The 21192-nt window shown below is 72.5% G+C and carries 19 protein-coding genes and 1 riboswitch; of the genes, 9 read left to right on the forward strand and 10 right to left on the reverse strand.

Annotation, left to right across the window (positions count from 1 at the left end):
• Nucleotides 1-209: 209 nt before the first annotated feature.
• The 5 genes from rlmN to ACZ6EG_RS26330 all read left to right on the forward strand — a co-directional run bounded on the left by rlmN (nucleotide 210) and on the right by ACZ6EG_RS26330 (nucleotide 6135).
• Nucleotides 210-1316, forward strand: a complete 1107-nt coding sequence (gene rlmN / locus ACZ6EG_RS26310) for a dual-specificity RNA methyltransferase RlmN (RefSeq protein WP_356612260.1) — start codon at nucleotides 210-212, stop codon at nucleotides 1314-1316.
• Between the two features lie 57 nt (nucleotides 1317-1373).
• Nucleotides 1374-1479, forward strand: a riboswitch (TPP riboswitch).
• Between the two features lie 77 nt (nucleotides 1480-1556).
• Nucleotides 1557-2642 (forward strand): thiamine ABC transporter substrate-binding protein, encoded by a 1086-nt coding sequence (locus ACZ6EG_RS26315; protein ID WP_391971817.1) that lies wholly within the window; start codon nucleotides 1557-1559, stop codon nucleotides 2640-2642.
• Nucleotides 2618-4288 carry an ABC transporter permease gene (locus tag ACZ6EG_RS26320; protein WP_391971816.1) on the forward strand — a complete coding sequence of 557 codons (1671 nt, stop codon included), beginning with the start codon at nucleotides 2618-2620 and terminating at the stop codon, nucleotides 4286-4288. The genes ACZ6EG_RS26315 and ACZ6EG_RS26320 overlap by 25 nt, the downstream gene beginning before the upstream one ends.
• 2 nt (nucleotides 4289-4290) lie before the next feature.
• Complete coding sequence (locus ACZ6EG_RS26325) at nucleotides 4291-5310, forward strand: ABC transporter ATP-binding protein (protein ID WP_391971815.1); 1020 nt, start codon at nucleotides 4291-4293, stop codon at nucleotides 5308-5310.
• Between the two features lie 24 nt (nucleotides 5311-5334).
• Nucleotides 5335-6135 (forward strand): maleylpyruvate isomerase family mycothiol-dependent enzyme, encoded by an 801-nt coding sequence (locus ACZ6EG_RS26330; protein WP_391971814.1) that lies wholly within the window; start codon nucleotides 5335-5337, stop codon nucleotides 6133-6135.
• Between the two features lie 72 nt (nucleotides 6136-6207).
• On the opposite strand, the gene ACZ6EG_RS26335 is transcribed toward ACZ6EG_RS26330, so the two are convergent.
• The 7 genes from ACZ6EG_RS26335 to ACZ6EG_RS26365 form a co-directional block, all read right to left on the reverse strand.
• Complete coding sequence (locus ACZ6EG_RS26335; RefSeq protein WP_391971813.1) at nucleotides 6208-6918, reverse strand: LAETG motif-containing sortase-dependent surface protein; 711 nt, start codon at nucleotides 6916-6918, stop codon at nucleotides 6208-6210.
• Between the two features lie 155 nt (nucleotides 6919-7073).
• On the reverse strand, nucleotides 7074-8207 hold the full coding sequence (locus tag ACZ6EG_RS26340; protein ID WP_469608093.1) for an LOG family protein: 1134 nt from the start codon (nucleotides 8205-8207) through the stop codon (nucleotides 7074-7076).
• Between the two features lie 26 nt (nucleotides 8208-8233).
• Nucleotides 8234-8641, reverse strand: a complete 408-nt coding sequence (locus ACZ6EG_RS26345; protein WP_356612246.1) for a VOC family protein — start codon at nucleotides 8639-8641, stop codon at nucleotides 8234-8236.
• A 121-nt stretch (nucleotides 8642-8762) separates the two neighbouring features.
• The gene (locus tag ACZ6EG_RS26350) at nucleotides 8763-10199 is read right to left on the reverse strand and encodes a hypothetical protein (protein WP_469608097.1); all 1437 of its coding nucleotides are present in this window, start codon (nucleotides 10197-10199) and stop codon (nucleotides 8763-8765) included.
• Nucleotides 10181-10984: an ABC transporter ATP-binding protein gene (locus tag ACZ6EG_RS26355; protein ID WP_391971809.1), complete on the reverse strand. Its 804-nt coding sequence runs from the start codon at nucleotides 10982-10984 to the stop codon at nucleotides 10181-10183. The genes ACZ6EG_RS26350 and ACZ6EG_RS26355 overlap by 19 nt, the downstream gene beginning before the upstream one ends.
• A gap of 209 nt (nucleotides 10985-11193) precedes the next feature.
• Nucleotides 11194-12567 (reverse strand): aspartate aminotransferase family protein, encoded by a 1374-nt coding sequence (locus ACZ6EG_RS26360; protein WP_391971808.1) that lies wholly within the window; start codon nucleotides 12565-12567, stop codon nucleotides 11194-11196.
• A 2-nt stretch (nucleotides 12568-12569) separates the two neighbouring features.
• A complete protein-coding gene (locus tag ACZ6EG_RS26365; protein ID WP_383645693.1) occupies nucleotides 12570-13085 on the reverse strand; it encodes an Lrp/AsnC family transcriptional regulator in 516 nt (171 codons plus the stop codon).
• A gap of 165 nt (nucleotides 13086-13250) precedes the next feature.
• On the opposite strand from ACZ6EG_RS26365, the gene ACZ6EG_RS26370 reads away from it, so the two are divergent.
• Both ACZ6EG_RS26370 and ACZ6EG_RS26375 read left to right on the forward strand, forming a co-directional pair.
• Nucleotides 13251-14690: a gamma-aminobutyraldehyde dehydrogenase gene (locus ACZ6EG_RS26370; RefSeq protein WP_391971807.1), complete on the forward strand. Its 1440-nt coding sequence runs from the start codon at nucleotides 13251-13253 to the stop codon at nucleotides 14688-14690.
• Between the two features lie 161 nt (nucleotides 14691-14851).
• Entirely contained in the window at nucleotides 14852-16042 is a 1191-nt protein-coding gene (locus ACZ6EG_RS26375; protein ID WP_469608102.1) for an extracellular solute-binding protein, read from the forward strand.
• 12 nt (nucleotides 16043-16054) lie between these two features.
• Here the strand turns inward: ACZ6EG_RS26375 and ACZ6EG_RS26380 are convergent, their stop codons facing one another.
• Together ACZ6EG_RS26380 and ACZ6EG_RS26385 are read right to left on the reverse strand one after the other, a co-directional pair.
• Complete coding sequence (locus ACZ6EG_RS26380) at nucleotides 16055-16792, reverse strand: glycerophosphodiester phosphodiesterase (RefSeq protein ID WP_391971805.1); 738 nt, start codon at nucleotides 16790-16792, stop codon at nucleotides 16055-16057.
• Nucleotides 16793-16806: 14 nt separating this feature from the next.
• On the reverse strand, nucleotides 16807-17868 hold the full coding sequence (locus tag ACZ6EG_RS26385) for an adenosine deaminase (protein ID WP_361012916.1): 1062 nt from the start codon (nucleotides 17866-17868) through the stop codon (nucleotides 16807-16809).
• Nucleotides 17869-18024: 156 nt separating this feature from the next.
• Between ACZ6EG_RS26385 and ACZ6EG_RS26390 the strand changes: the two genes are divergently transcribed.
• Complete coding sequence (locus ACZ6EG_RS26390; protein WP_469608107.1) at nucleotides 18025-18696, forward strand: DUF4190 domain-containing protein; 672 nt, start codon at nucleotides 18025-18027, stop codon at nucleotides 18694-18696.
• Between the two features lie 116 nt (nucleotides 18697-18812).
• On the opposite strand, the gene ACZ6EG_RS26395 is transcribed toward ACZ6EG_RS26390, so the two are convergent.
• Entirely contained in the window at nucleotides 18813-19409 is a 597-nt protein-coding gene (locus ACZ6EG_RS26395; RefSeq protein ID WP_469608110.1) for an NADAR family protein, read from the reverse strand.
• A 203-nt stretch (nucleotides 19410-19612) separates the two neighbouring features.
• Here ACZ6EG_RS26395 and ACZ6EG_RS26400 point away from each other — a divergent pair, with 203 nt between their 5' ends.
• Nucleotides 19613-21148, forward strand: coding sequence for a gamma-aminobutyraldehyde dehydrogenase (locus ACZ6EG_RS26400; protein ID WP_391971802.1), 1536 nt, complete (start codon nucleotides 19613-19615; stop codon nucleotides 21146-21148).
• Nucleotides 21149-21192 lie beyond the last annotated feature (44 nt).

Consider the following 21192-nt stretch of genomic DNA (forward strand, 5'->3'; position numbering starts at 1 on the left):
CGGGGGGAGGCGCCGGCGCCGCGAGGAGGGCGGCCGCCTCCCGGTGCGCCCGGTTCGCTTCATCCGCCTCGACGCGTGCGCTCCGTACGAGGTCGCGCCGTGCGCCGTTCCGTGGACGCCCGGCGGGTGACCTGGGGAAACCGTCGACGACCGCCGGAGCGGGCGACGGTCGCGGGTCACCCGAGTGGATCTGCGACACTGGGAACGTCATGCCTAAGCCCGGAGAACTCACATTCGTCGCCCCGCGCGGAGTCAAGAAGCCGCCGCGGCACCTCGCCGATCTCACGCCCGCCGAGCGCAAGGAGGCCGTCGCCGCCATCGGCGAGAAGCCGTTCCGTGCGAAGCAGCTCTCGCAGCACTACTTCGCGCGGTATGCGCACGACCCCGAGCAGTGGACGGACATCCCGGCCGGCTCGCGGCAGGGGCTGCGGGAGGCGTTGCTGCCCGAGCTGATGTCGGTCGTCCGGCACCTGTCGACCGACCAGGGCACCACGCGCAAGACGCTGTGGAAGCTGTTCGACGGGACGCTCGTCGAGTCCGTCCTGATGCGCTACCCGGACCGGGTGACCATGTGCATCAGCTCCCAGGCGGGCTGCGGCATGAACTGCCCGTTCTGCGCCACGGGGCAGGCCGGCCTGGACCGGAACCTGTCCACCGCCGAGATCGTGCACCAGATCGTGGACGGGATGCGGGCGCTGCGCGACGGGGAGGTCCCCGGTGGTCCGGCCCGGCTCAGCAACATCGTGTTCATGGGCATGGGCGAGCCCCTCGCCAACTACAAGCGCGTCGTCGGTTCCATCCGCCGGCTCACCGACCCCGAGCCCGACGGGCTGGGGCTCTCCCAGCGCGGCATCACCGTCTCCACCGTCGGCCTCGTGCCGGCGATCCACCGGTTCGCCGACGAGGGCTTCAAGTGCCGCCTCGCCATCTCGCTGCACGCGCCCGACGACGAGCTGCGCGACACCCTCGTCCCGGTCAACACGCGGTGGAAGGTGCGCGAGGTGCTGGACGCCGGGTTCGAGTACGCGGAGCGGTCGGGGCGCCGGCTGTCGATCGAGTACGCGCTGATCCGCGACATCAACGACCAGGCGTGGCGCGGTGACCGGCTCGGGCGGCTGCTCAAGGGCAGGCCCGTGCACGTCAACCTCATCCCGCTCAACCCGACGCCCGGCTCGAAGTGGACCGCCTCGCGGCCCGAGGACGAGAAGGCGTTCGTGGAGGCGATCGCGGCGCACGGTGTGCCGGTGACGATCCGGGACACCCGTGGCCAGGAGATCGACGGGGCGTGTGGTCAGCTCGCCGCGAGCGAGCGGTAACCTGACCGGCGTCAGCATCACGCGTAGGTCTTCACAGGTCAGTACAAGTACATCTTCATATTCCGACAGGGGAGCGCCACAGCGCTGAGAGTGCGGCACCGGCCGCAGACCCTCCGAACCTGGCCCAGGTCATTCTGGGTAGGGAGATCGGTCACCACTCGAGCTGTTGCGCCCTGCCCGGGACCCTCACCAGGTCCCGGGCGGGGCCGCGTCTTCTCCTGGTCACCCAGGAGGAATTCAGTGAGCATCACCAAGAAGGTCAGTGTCCTGGCCCTCGGACTCGGCATGGTCGGCACGCTGGCCGCCTGCGGATCGTCGTCGGACGACGGTCAGGGATCCGGCGATCCCAAGACCGTGACCCTGGTCAGCCATGACTCGTGGGCCGCGTCGAAGGACGTCATCGCCGCCTTCGAGAAGCGCTCCGGCTACAAGGTCAGGGTCCTGGAGGACGGCGACGCCGGTCAGGCCGTCAACAAGGCCATCCTCACCAAGGACAACCCCCAGGGCGACGTCTTCTTCGGCGTCGACAACACGCTGCTGTCCCGCGCCCTCGACAACGGGATCTTCCAGCCGTACGAGGCGAAGGGCTCCGACCTGGTCCTCCCCGAGTACCGGGCCGACCAGGACAAGCACCGGGTCACGCCCGTCGACACCGGGGACGTCTGCGTCAACTACGACAAGGCGTACTTCGGCGAGCACGGGCTGACCCCGCCGGACTCCCTCGACGACCTGGCCGACCCCCGGTACAGGGACCTGCTCGTCACCGAGAACGCCGGCAGCTCCTCGCCCGGCCTCGGCTTCCTGCTGGGCACCGCCGCGAAGTACGGGGACGACGGCTGGCAGGGCTACTGGAAGAAGCTGAAGGCGAACGGCGTCAAGGTCGTCGACAGCTGGGAGCAGGCGTACAACGAGGAGTTCTCCGGTTCGTCCGGCGGCAGGAAGGCCGGCGGCGACCGTCCGCTCGTCGTCTCCTACGCCTCCTCCCCGCCCGCCGAGGTCATCTACGCCGACCCCCAGCCGGCCACCGCGCCGACGGGCGTGGCCCAGGGCACCTGCTTCCGCCAGGTCGAGTACGCGGGACTGCTGGAGAACGCCGCGAACCCCGAGGGCGGCAAGGCGCTCCTCGACTTCCTGATCAGCAAGGAGTTCCAGGACGACATGCCGTTGAACATGTTCGTCTACCCGGTGCGTGAGGGCGCGCGGATCCCCGAGGCGTTCCGGAAGTTCGGGCCGCAGGCCGAGGACCCGCAGACCATGGACCCGGCGAAGATCGCCGACCACCGCGACCAGTGGGTCAAGTCGTGGACCTCCCTCGTCCTGAAGTGAAACGCCGGAGCACCGCGCGCGGGAGCGTGGCGCGGCTCGGCCTGATGGCCGTGCCCGTCGCGTTCTTCGCGGTGTTCTTCGCCTACCCCGTCGCCGCGATCGTCGCGCGCGGGCTGAAGGTCGACGGGGTCTGGCGATTCGGGCGGATCGCGGACGTGCTGGCCCAGTCCGACATCCGGCACGTGCTGTGGTTCACCACCTGGCAGGCCCTGGCCTCCACCGCGCTCACCCTGCTGATCGCCCTGCCCGGCGCGTACGTCTTCGCCCGCTTCGACTTCCCCGGCAAGCAGCTCCTGCGGGCCGTGGTGACCGTGCCGTTCGTCCTGCCGACGGTCGTCGTCGGTACGGCGTTCCTGGCGCTGGTCGGACGCGGCGGCCTGCTCGACGAGCTGTGGGGCCTCAGGCTGGACACCACCGTGTGGGCGATCCTGCTCGCCCACGTCTTCTTCAACTACGCGGTCGTCGTGCGCACTGTCGGCGGCCTCTGGTCGCAGCTCGACCCCCGGCAGGAGGAGGCCGCGCGGATGCTCGGCGCGTCCCGCCTCACCGCCTGGCGGACGGTCACGCTGCCCGCGCTCGGGCCCGCCGTGGCCGCCGCCGCGCTGATGGTGTTCCTGTTCACCTTCACCTCCTTCGGCGTCGTCCAGATCCTCGGCGGGCCCACTTTCTCCACCCTGGAAGTGGAGATCTACCGGCAGACCTCGCAGGTCTTCGACCTGTCCACGGCCGCCGTGCTCACCATGATCCAGTTCGCGGCGGTCGCCGCCGTCCTCGCCGTGCACGCCTGGACGGTACGGCGCCGGGAGACGGCCCTGCGCCTGGTGGACGCCGCCCGGACGGCGCACCGCCCGCGCGGGGCCGGGCAGTGGGCGCTGCTGGCCGGAGTGCTGCTCACCGTCGCCGGACTCGTCCTGCTGCCGCTGGCGGTGCTGGTGCGGCGCTCGCTCGGCGCGTCCGGCTTCGGTTACTACCGGGCGCTGACCCGCGCGGACGGCGGTGCCTTCCTCGTCCCGCCGATCGAGGCGATCGGCAACTCCCTTCAGTACGCCCTCGCCGCGACCGCCATCGCCGTGGTGATCGGCGCGCTGGCCGCCACCGCGCTCACCCGGCGCGACGCGGGGCGTTTCGTCCGCGGGTTCGACGCGCTGCTGATGCTGCCGCTGGGGGTGTCCGCCGTCACGGTCGGCTTCGGCTTCCTGATCGCGCTGGACGAACCCCCGCTGGACCTCCGATCCTCCTGGATCCTGGTACCGCTCGCGCAGGCGCTGGTCGGCGTCCCCTTCGTCGTGCGCACGATGCTGCCGGTGCTGCGGGCGGTGGACGTACGGCTGAGGGAGGCGGCGTCCGTGCTGGGGGCGTCGCCCTGGCGGGTGTGGCGTGAGGTGGACCTGCCGATGGTGCGCCGGGCCCTGCTGGTCGCGGCCGGGTTCGCCTTCGCGGTGTCGCTCGGGGAGTTCGGGGCCACCGTCTTCATCGCGAGGCCGGACAGCCCGACACTGCCGGTCGCCGTGGCCCGGCTGCTGGGACGGCCCGGGGACATGAACTACGGCCAGGCCATGGCCCTTTCGACGATTCTGATGCTGGTGTGCGCCGTGGCCCTGGTGGTGCTGGAGCGGCTGCGGACCGACCGGAGCGGGGAGTTCTAGGGATGCTGCTGAGCCTTGAGGGCGCGACCGTCCGCTTCGGTGGGCGGGCGGTGCTCGACTCCGTCGACCTGGAGGTCGCCGAGCACCAGGTGGTGTGTGTGCTCGGGCCCAGCGGCAGCGGCAAGTCGACGCTGCTGCGCGCGGTCGCCGGGCTCCAACCGCTGGACGCCGGTCGGGTGATGCTCGACGGGCGGGACCAGGCCGCGGTGCCCGCACACCGGCGCGAGGTGGGGCTGATGTTCCAGGACCACCAGCTCTTCCCGCAGCGGGACGTGGCGGGGAACATCGCCTTCGGGCCCCGGATGCGCGGCGCCTCGCGCGACGAACAGCGGGCCAGGGTGGGGGAGTTGCTGAACCTGGTCGGCCTGCCGGACGCCGCCCGCCGGTCCGTCGCCGCGCTCTCCGGCGGTGAGCAGCAGCGGGTGGCGCTGGCCCGCGCGCTGGCGCCCCGGCCCCGGCTGCTGATGCTGGACGAGCCGCTCGGCCAGCTCGACCGCTCGCTGCGGGAGCGTCTCGTGGTCGAGCTGCGGGAGCTGTTCGGCCGACTGGGCACCACCGTGCTCGCCGTGACGCACGACCAGGGCGAGGCCTTCGCGCTCGCCGACCGGGTGGTGGTGATGCGGGACGGGCGGATCGCCCAGGCGGGGACGCCGCTGGAGGTGTGGCAGCGGCCGGCCGACGCGTTCGTGGCCCGTTTCCTCGGCTTCGACAACGTGGTGGAGGCGACAGTCACCGGGCAGAGCGGCGACACGCCGTGGGGCAAGGTGCCGGTGCCCGAGGACGCCCCGCAGGGGGTGCGGCACCTGCTGGTCCGGCCCGCCGGGGTGCGCCTGGTGCCCGCCGACGCCGGCCTGCGCTGCACCGTCACCGCCCGCACCTTCCGGGGCACCCACGTCGCCGTCCACCTCAAGCCCGAGGACGCGCCGCGCCTGGAGGCGGCGTGCGCGCTGCGGGCGGCGCCGGAGGTGGGGGACGCGGTCGGGGTGGAGTTCGACGGGGCGGAAATCGTCGTGCTCGGATGATCGCCCGACCGTAGGGTCACGGGCATGACACTCCTCGCTCATGAGCGCTACTGCGATGAAACCGCCCTCCGGGTACGGCAGTTACGGGCCGTCGTCGGGTCCGGTGCCGACCTGTCGGCCACCGTGCCGACCTGCCCGGACTGGTCCCTGGAGGACCTCGTACGGCATGTCGGCCGCGCCCTGAGCTGGGTGGAGCTGATCGTCCGTACCCGCGCCGAGGAGGAGGTCCCGGTCGACCGGGTGCCCGGGTCCGGGGGGCCCGCGACGCGCGGGGACGCCGCCGCACTGGCCGAGTGGCTGGCGGAGTCCGGTGCGAGGGCCGTGCACGCGCTGCGCGAGGCCGGACCGGACGGGCGGGCGTGGTCGTGGTTCGGGGACCACACCGCGGGCTTCTGGGCCCGCCGTATGACGCATGAACTCCTCGTCCACGGGGTGGACGCGGCCCTCGCGGCGGGCCGGCCGGTCGAGGCGGTCGCGGCCGACGTGGCCGCCGACGCGATCGACGAGTGGCTGGAGATCGTGCGGTTCGTGCAGCGGGTCGTCCCGGACGGGCCGGCGAAGGAGCTGCGGGCCCCGGGCCGGAGCATCCACCTGCACGCCACCGATGCCGGCGCCGGTTCGAACGCCGAATGGCTCATCGAACTGGGTGAGGAGGGTGTGACCTGGCGCCGTGGCCATGGGAAGGCGACCGTGGCGCTGCGCGGGCCGCTCACGGACGTGCTGCTGGCCTTCTACCGCAGGCTCCCGCCGGACGCCCCCGGGCTCCAGGTGCTCGGTGACCGAGACCTGCTGGGCCTCTGGCTGGACAGGACGACGTTCGGCTGAGCCGCCGCGACGCGACGGTGGCCCGCCCCCGGGCCGGGGACGGGCCACCAGTGCCGCGCCGGGCGTGCGGCGTCAGCGGTCGCCGTTCGCCCCGCGACGGCGCAGGCCGAAGAAGACCGCGCCGCCACCGATCGCGACGAGGGCGGCCGCGATGCCGGCGATCATGCCGGTGTTGGAGTTGGCGCCGGTCTCGGCGAGGTTGGAGTCACCGGCCGCCGGGGACGGCGCGTTGCTCGGCACGGCCGCCGGAGCGGTGCTCTCGCTCTCCGCCGGGGCCGGGGCGGACGTGGACGGAGCCGGGGTCGGCGTCTCCGTCTCCTCGGCCGGGGTGGAGGAGCTCTCCGACGGCGTCGGGGTCGGCGTCCCCTCCGTCGTGCAGGGAGTCGACGGCGTCACGAGGTTCGGCTTGATGTCCTCGTCGACGTACTTGTCGGCCTTGACGTGGATGCGGTACTCGGCGTTCGGCTTCCAGTCGGCGGCGAAGGTGATGGTGGTGCCCTCGCGCGAGCCCTTGACCACCTGCTCGCCGATCTTCTCGATGTCGGCGCCGTTGTTCTGCAGGTGGACGGTGACGGTGGCGGGGATGCCGGCGGGGTCCACGTCGGTGACCGTGATGACACCCTTGCCGCCCTCGCACTTGGCGGCGGCGGAGAACTCACTGATGTCGCAGGCCAGGGCGGTGCCGGCGGCGCCGACGGCCAGGGCCACCGAGGCGGAGGCGACACCGAGGGCGCGGACGCTACGGCGTGATGCCGTGCGGCTGATTATGGACAGGACTGCCACGTTGGTCCTTTACGGGAGCGCGGATGCGGGGGGTGGAGAGGGTGCCGACACCGTTGTCGCGGCATCAGCACACCCACGAGCCTCACTGGTCTATAAGCGGTGCATAAGCAGTGTCAACGCATATGCCCGTCAAGGGACTTGGCTTTACCGTCTTATTAACCGCCCAGACGTTTCAGCGCCTCCGGAGCTTCCTCGATCCGGTCGACCAGCGCGATCCGGGACTCCATCGTCCGCCCCGAGGCGAGGGACGTGAGCAGGGGCCACGCCGGCAGCCGCTCCGTCCAGTGCGCCCGGTCCACGAGCACCATGGGCGTGGGCTCGCCCCGCGACTCGTAGTAGTTGGGCGTGGCGTTGTCGAAGATCTCCTGTACGGTGCCGGCGGCGCCCGGCAGGAAGACCACGCCCGCGTTCGAGCGGGCCAGCAGGCCGTCCTCGCGGGTGGCGTTGGCGAAGTACTTGGCGATGTGCGCGGCGAAGGCGTTGGGCGGCTCGTGGCCGTAGAACCAGGTCGGGATGCCGACCGAGGCACCGCCGCCGGGCCAGCGGTCGCGGATCTCGAAGGCGGAGCGCGCCCAGTCGGTGACCGAGGGCGTGAACGACGCGACCTTGGCCAGGAGCAGCAGGGCGTCGTCCAGCATCCCGTCGGCGAACGGGGCGGCGTACGCGCCGAGGTTGGCCGCCTCCATGGCGCCCGGGCCGCCGCCGGTCGCCAAGGTGAACCCGGCGCGAGTCAGCTCCCGGCCCAGGCGCGCGGCGCCCGCGTACGGCCTGGTGCCGCGCGCCATGGCGTGGCCGCCCATGACACCCACCACCCGGACGCCGGCGAGGAGTTCGTCGACCGCGTCGGAGACGGCGTCGTCATGGATGGCGCGCAGCATGGAGGCGAAGACGTCGCCGTCGGACTTGGTCTGCTGGAACCAGTCGTAGGCGAGGGCGTCCGGGGTGGCCCCGTAGCCCTCGTCGAGCCGGGCGTACAGCTCCTCGGGGGAGTAGACGCGCGCCCGGTACGGATCGAAGGGCAGGCCCGGTATGGGCGGGAAGACCAGGGCGCCCGCGGCACGCACCCGGGCGGCGGCCCCGGGGTCCATCGCGCAGCCGAGGAAGACGGCGCCCGTGGGGTCCGCGGACATCAGGGCGTCCGTACGGGCCGTCAGGTCGACGGCCTGGACGCGGTAGTGGGCGAGCGTGCCGTGCGCCGAGACGACCCGGTCGAACTCGGCGAGGCTCTCGATCTCCCGGTCGTGCGAGGCGTGGTGGGACTGGGGCTGGGCGGGTGTCGTCGGATCCACCCGCCCATGCTAGGCGTGCGGTCCGCTCAGCCCTCGACGGCCGCCGGGTCCATCCACACGACCTCGAAGGTGTGGCCGTCGACGTCGTCGAAGGCACGGCCGTACATGAACCCGTGGTCCTGGGTCTCGCCGGAGACCGAGCCGCCGGCCGCGACCGCCTTCTCCACCAGCTCGTCGACCTTCTCGCGGCTCTCGGCGCTCAGCGCGAGCAGCACCTCGCTGCTCTTCGCCGAGTCCACGATGTCCTTCTTGGTGAACTGGCGGTACTTCTCCGGGGTGTGGACCATCACGACGATGGTCTCACTGAGCGGGATCGAAGCGGTGCTGTCGTCGCTGAACTGGGCGTTGATCTCGTAACCGAGCCCGGTGAAGAACTTCTTCGAGGCGTCGAGGTCGTTGGTGGCCAGGTTCACGAAGATCATCTGCTGGTACATGGGGGCCTCTCCCGTCGGTGTCCTGCTGTTGTCGTGCTGTTCGAGGGGTTAGACGCGAGAGGCGCCCGGAACTCATCGCCGATGCGCGATTTTCTTCGCAGAGTTTTTGTGGGTCAGCGGGTCAGCGGCTCAGCGGCAGGGACGCCAACCGCGCGACGACCAGGGTCAGTGGACCGAACAGGGCGAGCAGGGCCCCGGCTCGTACGGCGGCCGCGGCGCGCAGGGTCGTCGGGGGTGCGCCCAGCCGCAGCAGGGCGTCCGTGGTGTCGGCACGGGCGTGCTTGGCCTCGACGGCCGCGGTCAGGAGGGTGGCCACCGTGCAGCCGGCCACGAGCAGGGCGCCGAGGGTGCTCAGAGGGCCGAAGGCCGGGCCGTCCGCGTCGTACAGCGTGGCCGCCGCCCAGGCCGCGGAGACCACGGCGCAGACGACGCCGAGCGGGCGGCCGATGCGGTGCGCCTCCTCCATGAGGACCCGGCCGGCCAGCAGGCGCAGGGCGCCGGGGCGGGCCGCCTGGAGCAGCCGGCCGCACAGGTGGGTGAGGCCGGGGCCGGCCAGGGCGAGGCCCAGGGCGGTGAGGACCCAGCCGGCGAGGACGCCGGCGGAAGGGGCGGTGTCCGCCGTGGCGGCGGTCGTGTCGCCGGCGTAGGTCTCCACCGCGAGGCCCGCGGTCAGTACGGCGATGCCCCAGGGGAGGGCGGTGGTGCTGCTCTGCGAAAGGGGCGCGGGCGGGGCGTCCGGCGCCGGCTGCGGGCCGTCCGCCGCTGCCGTGCGGCGGCCGTCCACCGCGTCGGCGAAGTCCGCGACGCCGGCCGGCGCCTGCGGGCCCGCACCGGAGGGGGGACCGCCGGCGTCCAGCAGCGCCACCCCGGTCTCGGGGCTGCCCGCGGGCTGTGCCGGGGCCGTCGCGACGGCTCCCGCGGCTGCCGCCGCCGGTGCCCAGCGGGCGCCGAAGCGGCCGTAGGTGCCGAAGGTCTCGCGGGCCGCGCCCCAGCCGTACGCGCCGAATCGGCCGTAGCGGCGGGCGCCGGAGGCCGGGGCGGGGCGGGGTTCGCGCGGGCGCAGCGTCATCGCGACGGCGGCCGACGCCGTGGCCGGCACCAGGGCCAGCAGCGTCAGGGCGGCCGGGAGGGGGAGGGACTGACCGACGGCCAGGGCGTCGGTCACGTCGCCGCGGAAGGGGGCGCCCGCCAGGTCGCCGCGCAGCTGGAGGAAGCAGAGGAGGGCCGCGACCGAGCCGAGCCCGGCGGACAGGGCCGTGGTCGTCGCCGAGACGGCCATCAGCCGGCCGGCGCCCAGGCCGATCGCGGACAGCCCGGGGCGGGGCCGGGTGCCGGGGTCGGTGCGGGCCACCGCGACGGCGAGGTACGCCGTGGCGGCCAGCGGCGCCGTGCACCAGGCCAGGCGGAGGGCGGAGGCGCCCGGGGTGTCCGGATGGGTCAGCGCGTGACCGAGGGCGCTCAGCAGCAGGAAGCCCGTGCCCGCCGAGGCCACCGCGACCAGCAGGCGGCGCACGTGGACGGCGAGGTGGGCGGCGCGGGTCAGGCGGAGAGCGAGCACGCCGCCAGGCCTTCCGTTCCGGTGGGGCCGGACGAGCCGGAGGCCCCGGCGGACCCGGTGGCCCCCGTGGCCACCGTCGTCTCGGCGACCGGCGGCAGGTGCACGGTCCGCACCCGCCGTCCGTCCAGCAGCGCGACCGTGCGGTCCGCGAGGGCGGCGGTCTGCGCGTCGTGCGTGGCGAGGAGGACGGTGATGCCGTGCGAGCGGGCCGCCGTGGTGAGCGTGCGCAGGACGTGCGCGCGGTCGGCCCGGTGCAGAGGGGCGGTCGGCTCGTCGGCGAAGAGGACCGCGGGGGCGACGGCGAGCGCGCGGGCGATGCAGACGCGCTGCCGTTCGGCCTGCTGGAGCTGGTGCGGGCGCCGACGGGCCTTCGCGCCGACGTCGAGGCGCTCCAGCCACTCCAGGGCGCAGGTCCTGGCCCGGCGCCGCCCGGTGCCGCGCAGCATGAGGGGGAGGGCGGTGTTCTCCCAGACGCTCAGTTCCGGGACGAGCGCCGGGGCGGGGTCGATCCAGCCGAACCGGTCGCGGCGCAGTCGCTCGCGCCTGAGCGGGCCCAGGGTGTGCACCGGCACGCTGTTGAACCACACCTCGCCGTCCTGCGGCCGGACCAGTCCGGACAGGCAGCGCAGCAGCGTGGTCTTGCCGCTGCCGCGCGGGCCGCTCACGGCGAGGATCTCGCCCTCGCGGACACCGAGCGACACGCCTTGAAGCGCGGGGGAGCCGTCGTGGTGCTGGAAGTGCAGGGCGCGGGCCCAGAGCACGTCGTTGTCCGGCGGGGCCTCCATGGGCGTACACCTCGGTTCTGATCCGTTTCCCCCGGTCGTTTCCCCCGTCCGGGGGACGCGAGGGGCGGGGCCGATCGGTCACTGGGCACCGTAGGCAGTCGGTGGGAGGAGGCCGGACAGCACGCGGCCCCGGGCCGCCGTTTCTCACTCGATCGGGCGACACCGGGGCCGGGGCGATCATCCGAGGGGATGATCGTCCGAGAGGGGGATCAGAGCTTGGTCCACGCCTCCGTCAGCGTGGCGCGCAGGATCTGCTCGATCTCGTCGAAGGTCTCCTGGTTGGAGATCAGCGGCGGGGCGAGCTGGATGACCGGGTCGCCGCGGTCGTCGGCCCGGCAGTACAGGCCGTTGTCGAAGAGCGCCTTCGACAGGAAGCCGTAGAGGATCCGCTCGGTCTCCTCGTCGTTGAACGACTCCTTGGTGGCCTTGTCCTTGACCAGCTCGATGCCGTAGAAGAAGCCGTTGCCGCGGACGTCGCCGACGATCGGCAGGTCGAGGAGCTTCTCCAGGGTCGCGCGGAAGTTGCCCTCGTTGTCCAGCACGTGCTGGTTGAGGCCCTCGCGCTCGAACAGGTCGAGGTTGGCGATGCCGACCGCGGCGGAGACCGGGTGGCCGCCGAAGGTGTAGCCGTGCAGGAAGGTGTTGTCGCCCTTGTAGAACGGCTCGGCCAGGCGGTCGGAGATGATGCAGGCGCCGATCGGGGAGTAGCCCGAGGTCATGCCCTTGGCGCAGGTGATCATGTCCGGCACGTAGCCGAACTTGTCGCAGGCGAAGGTCGTGCCCAGGCGGCCGAAGGCGCAGATGACCTCGTCCGAGACGAGCAGCACGTCGTACTGGTCGCAGATCTCGCGCACCCGCTGGAAGTAGCCGGGCGGGGGCGGGAAGCAGCCGCCGGCGTTCTGCACCGGCTCCAGGAAGACGGCCGCGACCGTCTCCGGGCCCTCGAAGAGGATCTGCTGCTCGATCTGGTCGGCGGCCCAGCGGCCGTAGGCCTCGGGGTCGTCGCCGTGGATCGGGGCGCGGTAGATGTTGGTGTTCGGCACCTTGTGCGCGCCCGGGACGAGCGGCTCGAAGGGGGCCTTGAGGGCCGGCAGGCCGGTGATGGACAGGGCGCCCTGCGGGGTGCCGTGGTAGGCGACCGCGCGGGAGATGACCTTGTACTTGGTCGGCTTGCCGGTCAGCTTGAAGTACTGCTTGGCGAGCTTCCAGGCGGTCTCGACCGCCTCACCGCCGCCGGTGGTGAAGAAGACCTTGTTGAGGTCGCCGGGGGCCTCGTTCGCGAGGCGCTCGGCCAGCTCGACGGCCTTGGGGTGGGCGTAGGACCACACCGGGAAGAAGGCCAGCTCCTGCGCCTGCTTGGCGGCGGTCTCCGCCAGCTCCTGGCGGCCGTGTCCGGCCTGGACCACGAACAGGCCGGCGAGACCGTCGAGGTAGCGCCTGCCCTTGTCGTCGTAGATGTGGGTGCCCTCACCACGGACGATGGTGGGGACGGGGGCGTTCTCGTACGACGACATGCGGGTGAAGTGCATCCACAGGTGGTCGTACGCGGTCCTGCTGAGGTCCTTGGGGCTGTCGGTGCTCACGATTATCGGGTTCCCCACATGTAGGTCTGCTTCTTGAGCTTCATGTAGACGAAGCTCTCGGTGGAGCGCACGCCGGGGACGGCCCGGATGCGGCGGTTGATGACCTCCAGGAGGTGGTCGTCGTCCTCGCAGACGACCTCCACCATGAGGTCGAAGGAGCCCGCGGTCATCACCACGTACTCGCATTCGGACAGGGCCGTCAGCGCGTCGGCCACGGACTCCACGTCACCCTCGACGTTCACACCGACCATCGCCTGGCGGCGGAAGCCCACGGTGAGCGGGTCCGTCACGGCGACGATCTGCATCACGCCCTGGTCGAGCAGCTTCTGGACGCGCTGGCGCACGGCCGCCTCGGAGAGGCCCACGGCCTTGCCGATGGCGGCGTACGGCCGGCGGCCGTCCTCCTGGAGCTGCTCGATGATGGCGAGGGAGACGGCGTCCAACTGGGGACCGCCGCTCCTGGACTCGCGGGAGTCCCTCTGGTCTGCGCTTCGACTGGCCACGGCTTCACTGTGCACGACGTATCGACAGTTTCGCAAGGCGGGATCGATGAAATTCGTTGTCCAGATGGTTCCAGTCTACGGATTTCGCAATCTGGAGGCGATCGGGGGTGTTGAAAACGTCGGTATACGGATTAGGGTGGGTGTCTCAGTGATTGGACACCCAACCTTGGAGGGCCGGCAGTGAGCACCGAGCTGCGTCGTCTGCGCAATTACATCGACGGTGAGTTCCGGGACGCCGCCGACGGACGGACCACGGAGGTGGTCAACCCCGCCACGGGCGAGGCCTACGCGACCGCCCCGCTGTCGGGGCAGGCGGACGTGGACGCCGCCATGGCCGCCGCCGCGGCCGCCTTCCCGGCCTGGCGCGACACCACCCCGGCCGAGCGCCAGAAGGCCCTGCTGAAGATCGCCGACGCGTTCGAGGACCGTGCCGAGGAGCTGATCGCGGCCGAGGTGGAGAACACGGGCAAGCCGATCGGGCTCACCCGCTCCGAGGAGATCCCGCCGATGGTCGACCAGATCCGCTTCTTCGCGGGTGCGGCGCGGATGCTGGAGGGCCGCTCGGCCGGCGAGTACATGGAGGGCCTGACCTCCATGGTCCGCCGCGAGCCGATCGGCGTCTGCGCCCAGGTCGCGCCGTGGAACTACCCGATGATGATGGCCGTGTGGAAGTTCGCCCCGGCGCTCGCCGCGGGCAACACGGTCGTCCTGAAGCCCTCGGACACGACCCCCGCCTCGACGGCCCTGATGGCCGACATCATCGGCTCGATCGTCCCCAAGGGCGTCTTCAACGTCGTCTGCGGCGACCGCGACACCGGCCGCCTCATGGTCGAGCACGAGACCCCGGCGATGGCCTCCATCACCGGCTCCGTGCGGGCCGGCATGTCGGTCGCCGAGTCCGCCTCCAAGGACCTCAAGCGGGTCCACCTGGAGCTGGGCGGCAAGGCCCCGGTCGTGGTCTTCGAGGACACCGACATCGCCAAGGCCGTCGGGGGAATCTCGGAGGCGGGCTACTTCAACGCCGGCCAGGACTGCACCGCGGCCACCCGCGTGCTGGTCCACGAGTCGATCCACGACGAGTTCGTGAGCGCCCTCGCCAAGGCCGCGTCCGACATCAAGACCGGGCAGCCGGACGACGAGGACGTCGCGTACGGGCCGCTCAACAACCCCAACCAGCTCAAGCAGGTCTCCGGGTTCATCGAGCGGCTCCCCGCCCACGCCAAGGTCGAGGCGGGCGGCCACCGGGTCGGGGACAAGGGCTACTTCTACGCCCCGACCGTCGTCTCGGGCCTCAAGCAGGACGACGAGATCGTGCAGAACGAGGTTTTCGGCCCGGTCATCACCGTCCAGGCCTTCCGCGACGAGGACCAGGCGGTGGAGTGGGCCAACGGCGTCGAGTACGCGCTGGCCTCCTCGGTGTGGACCAAGGACCACGGCCGCGCCATGCGGATGTCCAAGAAGCTGGACTTCGGCTGCGTGTGGATCAACACCCACATCCCGCTGGTCGCCGAGATGCCGCACGGCGGCTTCAAGAAGTCCGGCTACGGCAAGGACCTGTCGTCGTACGGCTTCGACGACTACACGCGGATCAAGCACGTGATGACGTCGCTGGACGCCTGACCGGCTGTCGTACGCGCGGCCCCGGACGGAGGTTCCCGTCCGGGGCCGCGGTGCGTGGGGCGTCGCGAACTGCCCCCGCTCGACAGGGTGTCGGGCCTGGCCGGGCGTGCTCGACGCAGCGTCGATTGTCCCGGTGCGCGCGGGCGCGGAATCCTGCGGCCATGCCCCTGCTGACGACGACGCCCTCGATCTCCCGCCGGACCCTGCTGCGCGGCCTGGGCGGCTCCGCGGCCCTCGGCGCGCTGGCCGGCTGCGGTGTGCCGGCCGCCTACGTCGCGCCGGGCGACCGCGCCGCGACCGACCGGTCCGCCGGCGAGCCACGGCTGACCTGGGCAAACTGGCCGCTCTACATCGACACCGACGACGAGCACCCGAGCCGGCGGCCCACCCTGGCGGCGTTCGAGAAGCGGTCGGGCATCTCCGTCGAGTACATCGAGGAGATCAACGACAACGACGAGTTCTTCGGCAGGATCAGCCCGTCGCTGATGAACCACCAGCCGACCGACCGCGACCTGATCGTCATCAGCGACTGGATGTGCGGGCGGTTCGTCCGGCTCGGCTGGGTGCAGGAGATGGACCGCTCCCGCCAGCCGAACGTGACCGCGCACCTGGACCCGCTGCTGCGCTCGCCCGCCTTCGACCCGGGCCGGAAGTACACCGTGCCCTGGCAGTCGGGCATCACCGGCATCGCCTACAACCGCCGCAGGCTCGGCCGGGAGATCCGGCACGTGGCCGACCTGTGGGCGGACGACCTCAAGGGCCGGGTCACCCTGCTCTCCGGCCTGGACGAGGCGTTCGCGCTGCTGATGCTGGGCGACGGCGTGGACGTCACCGACTGGAGGGCGGACGACTTCCACCGGATGTGCGACCGGGTGGAGCGGCAGGTCGCCCGGGGCCAGATCCGGCGCTTCACCGGCAACGACTACGTCAAGGACCTCTCCGGCGGTGACGTCCTGGCCTGCCAGGCCTACTCCGGCGACGTCATCCAGCTCCAGGCGGACGACCCGGACATCGAGTTCGTCGTCCCGGAGGAGGGCGCGGAGCTGTGGGCGGAGTCCCTGATGATCCCCAACCTGGCCGGTCACAAGGCCAACGCCGAGCGGCTCATCGACCACTACTACCGGCCCGAGGTCGCCGCCGAGCTGGCCGCCTGGGTCAACTACGTCTGCCCGGTCCCGGCCGCCCGGGACGTGCTGGCCTCCTCGGGCGACGAGGAGACCGCCGCCCTGGCGGAGGACCCGCTGATCTTCCCGGACGACGCGATGCGCCGACGCCTCGCGATCGCGCGGGACATCGCGGCGGGGGAGCGGACGGAGTTCGCGAAGCGGTGGAACGGGATCGTGGGCGTGTGACCGGTGAGGGGCCTACGCGGGGGTCCGTCCCCGGGGGCGCGGGCCGGTGGCGGCGGGGTGCCGGTCGCGCAGGGCGCACAGTACGTCGATGCGGTTCGTGGTGATCGAGTCGGCGCCCAGGGCGATCACCCGGCGCAGGGAGCGGCGGGTGTCGGGGGTCCACACGGACAGCAGGCAGCCGTCGCCGTGGACGCGCTCGGCCAGCGCCCGGTCCACCAGCCCCCACCGGTAGTTGAGCCACCGCGGCCGGACCGCCGCGAGCAGCGCGGGCCGCGGTGGTGCCGCCGTCGTCCAGGTCATGGCGATCTCGGCGGCGGGGTCGGCGGCGCGCACGGCGAGCATGGCCGCGGGGCCCGCGGTGTAGTACACGCGGTCCTCGGCCCCGCACGCGCGGACGACGTCCACGATGCGCCGCACCGCCCGGTCGTCCGGTCCGCCCGGCAGGTCGAGCATCAGCCGGCCGTCCCCGGTCGCGGCGAGCGCCTCCGCGAGCGTCGGCACCCCGCCCGCCGTCAGCCCCCGTACCTCCTCGGCGGACAGCGAGCGCAGCGGCCGGTCGTGCCGCCACAGCCGTTTCAACGTCTCGTCGTGCAGCAGCACGGGCACGCCGTCCCGGGTGAGGCGTACGTCGGTCTCGACGGCGTCGGCGCCGCGGTCGAACGCCGAGCGGAGCGAGCCGATCGTGTTCTCGCGGTGCCGGTACGGGTCGCCGCGGTGGGCCACGGCGGTCACGCCGCGCGGGGGCTTCATGACTGCGTCACCTCTCAGGAGGAGAGCCAGGCGGCGGTGTACGTGTCGATCTCGTCCCTGATCCGGGCCTTGCCCGGCGCGTCCAGGAACGACGCCTCGACCGCGTTCTTCGCCAGGCCGGCGAGGCCCCGCTCGTCGAGGTCCAGAAGCCGGGCGGCGACGGCGTACTCGTTGTCGAGGTCGGTGCCGAACATCGGCGGGTCGTCGGAGTTGATGGTCACCAGGACACCGGCGCGCACGAACTCGGCGAGGGGGTGCTCGTCCAGGGTGCGCACCGCGCGGGTGGCGATGTTCGAGGTCGGGCACACCTCCAGCGGGATGCGGTGTTCGGCGAGGTGGGCCAGCAGCTTCGGGTCCTGCGCGGAGCTGGTGCCGTGCCCGATGCGCTCGGCGCGCAGCTCGGTCAGGGCGTCCCACACGGTCTGCGGGCCGGTGGTCTCGCCGGCGTGCGGCACCGAGTGCAGCCCGGCGGCGATCGCCCGGTCGAAGTACGGCTTGAACTGCGGCCGTCCGACGCCGATCTCCGGTCCGCCCAGCCCGAAGGAGACCAGGCCCTCCGGCCGCACCCGGTCGTCGGTGGCGAGCCGCGTCGTCTCCTCCGCCGCCTCCAGCCCGGCCTCGCCGGGAATGTCGAAGCACCAGCGCAGCACGGTCCCGAACTCTGCCTCGGCGGCCTTGCGGGCGTCCTCGATGGCGTCCATGAAGGCGCCCTCGTCGATGCCGCGCCGGGTGGAGGAGTACGGGGTGATGGTCAGCTCGGCGTACCGCACCTGCTGCCGGGCCAGGTCCCGGGCCACCTCGTACGTCAGCAGGCGTACGTCCTCCGGGGTGCGGATCAGGTCGACGACGGACAGGTACACGTCGATGAAGTGCGCGAAGTCCGTGAACTGGAAGTAGTCGACCAGCGCCTCGGGATCGGTGGGGACCTTGGAGTCGGGGTGGCGCGCGGCGAGTTCGGAGACGATCCGCGGGGAGGCGGAGCCGACGTGGTGCACGTGCAGTTCGGCCTTGGGCAGTCCGGCGACGAAGGCGTGCAGGTCGCGCGGGACGGCGGGGTCCACGAGGTGCTCGGTCAAGGGTTCCTCCCCACGACGGCGTCCCGGCCGCGCGGGGCGGTGGCGGGACGCGGGTGATCGGCTGATCGGCGGTGCGGGGATCATCGTAGGCCGGTCTCACGCCGTGCGGCCCGGGACCGTAGCATGACGGGCACGATCGACCCAGGGGGACACGAGATGAGCGACGCGACACAGCCGGGCGGGGACACGAACGGTGCCCGTGACCCTTGGGCACCCCCGGAGAGCGGGCCGTCGCTGGACAAGGGCCGGGACGCCGCGACGGCACCGCCGCAGCAGCCGGCGCCCGCCGTCGGAGGCACACCGGCCTGGCAGCCGCCGCCGTCCGTGCACGACCAGGCCACGGTCGCCTCGATGCCCGCCGCCGGATTCCCCCTGCCCGACGGCGCGGTGCCGCCTCCGCCCGTCGCGCCGGGCGGCCCGGGGTACCAAGGGGGGTACGGCTACCCGGCCTACCCCCAGGGCTACGGCTGGCCCGGTGCTCCGCTGCCGCCGCAGAACGGCATGGGCACCGCCGCGATGGTGCTGGGCATCCTGGCCTGCTGCATGTTCTGCGCGTACGGCGTGGTCTCGCTGGTGCTCGGCATCCTCGCCGTGGTCTTCGGGGTCAAGGGGCGCCGCAGGGCCGAGCGCGGCGAGGCCAACAACCACGGGCAGGCCCAGGCCGGCTTCATCATGGGGATCATCGGCATCGTCCTCGGCATCGCCGTGATGGCCGTGATCGCCGTCGCGATCGTCGCCGCGATCAACGACGACTCGGAGTACGAGGACCCGTACTACGGCGCCCCGCGCCCGGCGGCGGTCTCGGTGACCGCGCAGCCCCAGGGCTGACGGCGCCGGCGCCCGCGCCGCGGATCCCGCGGGCGCCGGTCGGCTCGTCACGGGCGTGAGCCGACCTCACGATGCCGGTGTCCGCCGGTCTCCACACTCCCGCTCGGTCCCCGGCGTCAGCCGGCCCCGCGCAGCCGCTCCCGTGCCGCCATCAGCGCGAACCCCAGCAGATTCGCTCCCCGCCACCGCTCCGGGTCGGTCGCCGCCTCGTCGTCCGCGGCCAGGCCGATGCCCCACACCCGGTCCACGGGGCTGGCCTCCACCAGCACGCGGTCGCCCGTGCCCAGCAGGAACGCGCCCAGCGCCGGGTCCGAGGCGAACTTGTGCACGCTGCCCTCGACGACGATCCGCAGCCGCTCCCGCTCCCACACCGCCTCGTCGAAGCCGCGCACCAGTCGCCCGGCCTTCTTGGCCTCGGCGGGATGCCCCGCGGCCACCGCCCGGCGCTCGGCCTCCGCGTCCTCGAAGAGCCGGGCCTTGCCCGCCATCATCCAGTGCTCGGCCGTCGCGTACGCGACTCCGGCCACGGTGAACGGCGACGGCCACCACTGGCTCAGACAGCTCGTCCCGATCCGGCCGTCCGGTCGCGGCCGGTGCCCCCAGAAGCACAGGTACCTGGTCCTCTCGCCCGCCCGGACCCGCCTGAGCAGCGCTTCCCTGCTGTCGATGATCTCCACCGCGCCCCGGCCCCCCGCCCCCGTGCTCTCCTCCATACACGCGAGTCTGGCACGCGCCACTGACAGTCCGTCCGCCCTTTTCCGTGGTGACTCGACACCTGGTCGACAGATTCCGTCGCGTAACCAAATGGCAACAACGGAATCACTTGTTGGAGGCCTAGTGCTCTGTCAGGATCGGCACTCACATCGAGCCTGAGCCACGCCGGCCCCCGTCACAGGGGAGACCGAGGAGAGCCGACATGCACAACCCGGGCAACGCCATCCAGGACCGATTCCCGGCCCAGGACCGCTTCGCGGACGGGGCCCAGTACATCGCGGGCCGTCTGACGAAGGGCACCTCCGGACGCACCCACACCGTCGTCGACCCGGCGACCGGCGAGGACGTCCTGACCTACGACCTGGCCGGTCCCGCGGACGTCGACGCGGCCGTCGCCGCCGCGCGGGAGGCGTTCCCCGGCTGGGCCGGCGCCACCCCGGGCGAGCGTTCCGACGCCCTGCACCGGTTCTCGGCGGTGCTCGCCGAGCGCGCCGAGGAGTTCGCCCGCGCGGAGTCCCTCCAGTGCGGGAAGCCGCTGAAGCTGACCCGCGAGTTCGACGTGCCGGGCACGATCGACAACGCGGCCTTCTTCGCCGGCGCCGCCCGGCACCTCCAGGGCCAGTCGGCGGGGGAGTACTCGGGCGACCACACCTCGTACGTGCGCCGCGAGCCGATCGGTGTCGTCGGCTCCATCGCGCCCTGGAACTACCCCCTCCAGATGGCCGCCTGGAAGATCCTCCCGGCGATCGCCGCGGGCAACACCGTCGTGCTGAAGCCCGCCGAGATCACCCCGCTGACCTCCCTGATGTTCGCCCAGGCCGCCACCGAGGCGGGCATCCCCGACGGGGTGATCAACATCGTCACCGGCACCGGTCTGGAGGCCGGTGAACACCTCGTCGGGCACCCGGACGTCGCGATGACCTCCTTCACCGGCTCCACCGCCGTCGGCAAGCGGGTCGCCGAGGTGGCCACCGCCACCGTCAAGCGCCTGCACCTGGAGCTGGGCGGCAAGGCCCCCTTCCTGGTCTTCGACGACGCCGACCTGGACGCCGCGGTGCACGGGGCGGTCGCGGGCGCCCTCATCAACACCGGCCAGGACTGCACGGCCGCCACCCGCGCGTACGTGCAGCGGCCCCTGTACGAGGCGTTCGTGGAGCGGACCGCCGCCCTCATGGACACCGTCCGCGTCGGCGACCCCTTCGCCCCGGGCACCGACCTCGGCCCGCTGGTCAGCCACGTCCAGCGGGACCGCGTCGCCGGCTTCGTCGACCGGGCCCGCTCCTACGCGCGCGTGGTGTGCGGCGGCGAGGCACCGCAGGAGGAGCTGAAGGACGGCGCCTACTACCGGCCCACCCTCATCGCCGACGCGGCCCAGGACAGCGAGGCCGTCCAGTCCGAGATCTTCGGGCCGGTCCTGGTCGTGCTGCCCTTCGACACCGACGACGAGGGCATCCGGCTGGCCAACGACACCCCGTACGGGCTGGCCGCCTCCGCCTGGAGCCGGGACGTGTACCGGGCCAACCGCGCCACCCGCGAGATCAAGGCGGGCTGTGTCTGGGTCAACGACCACATCCCGATCATCAGCGAGATGCCGCACGGCGGGTACAAGGCGTCCGGCTTCGGCAAGGACATGTCCGCCTACTCCTTCGAGGAGTACACGCAGGTCAAGCACGTCATGTTCGACAACACCGCGGTGGCGGCCAAGGACTGGCACCGCACCGTCTTCGGGGACCGATAGCCAGCACCCCAGGCCGCCGACCACGGCCGACCCACCCGAAAGGC

Source organism: Streptomyces sp. NPDC041968 (assembly GCF_055589025.1).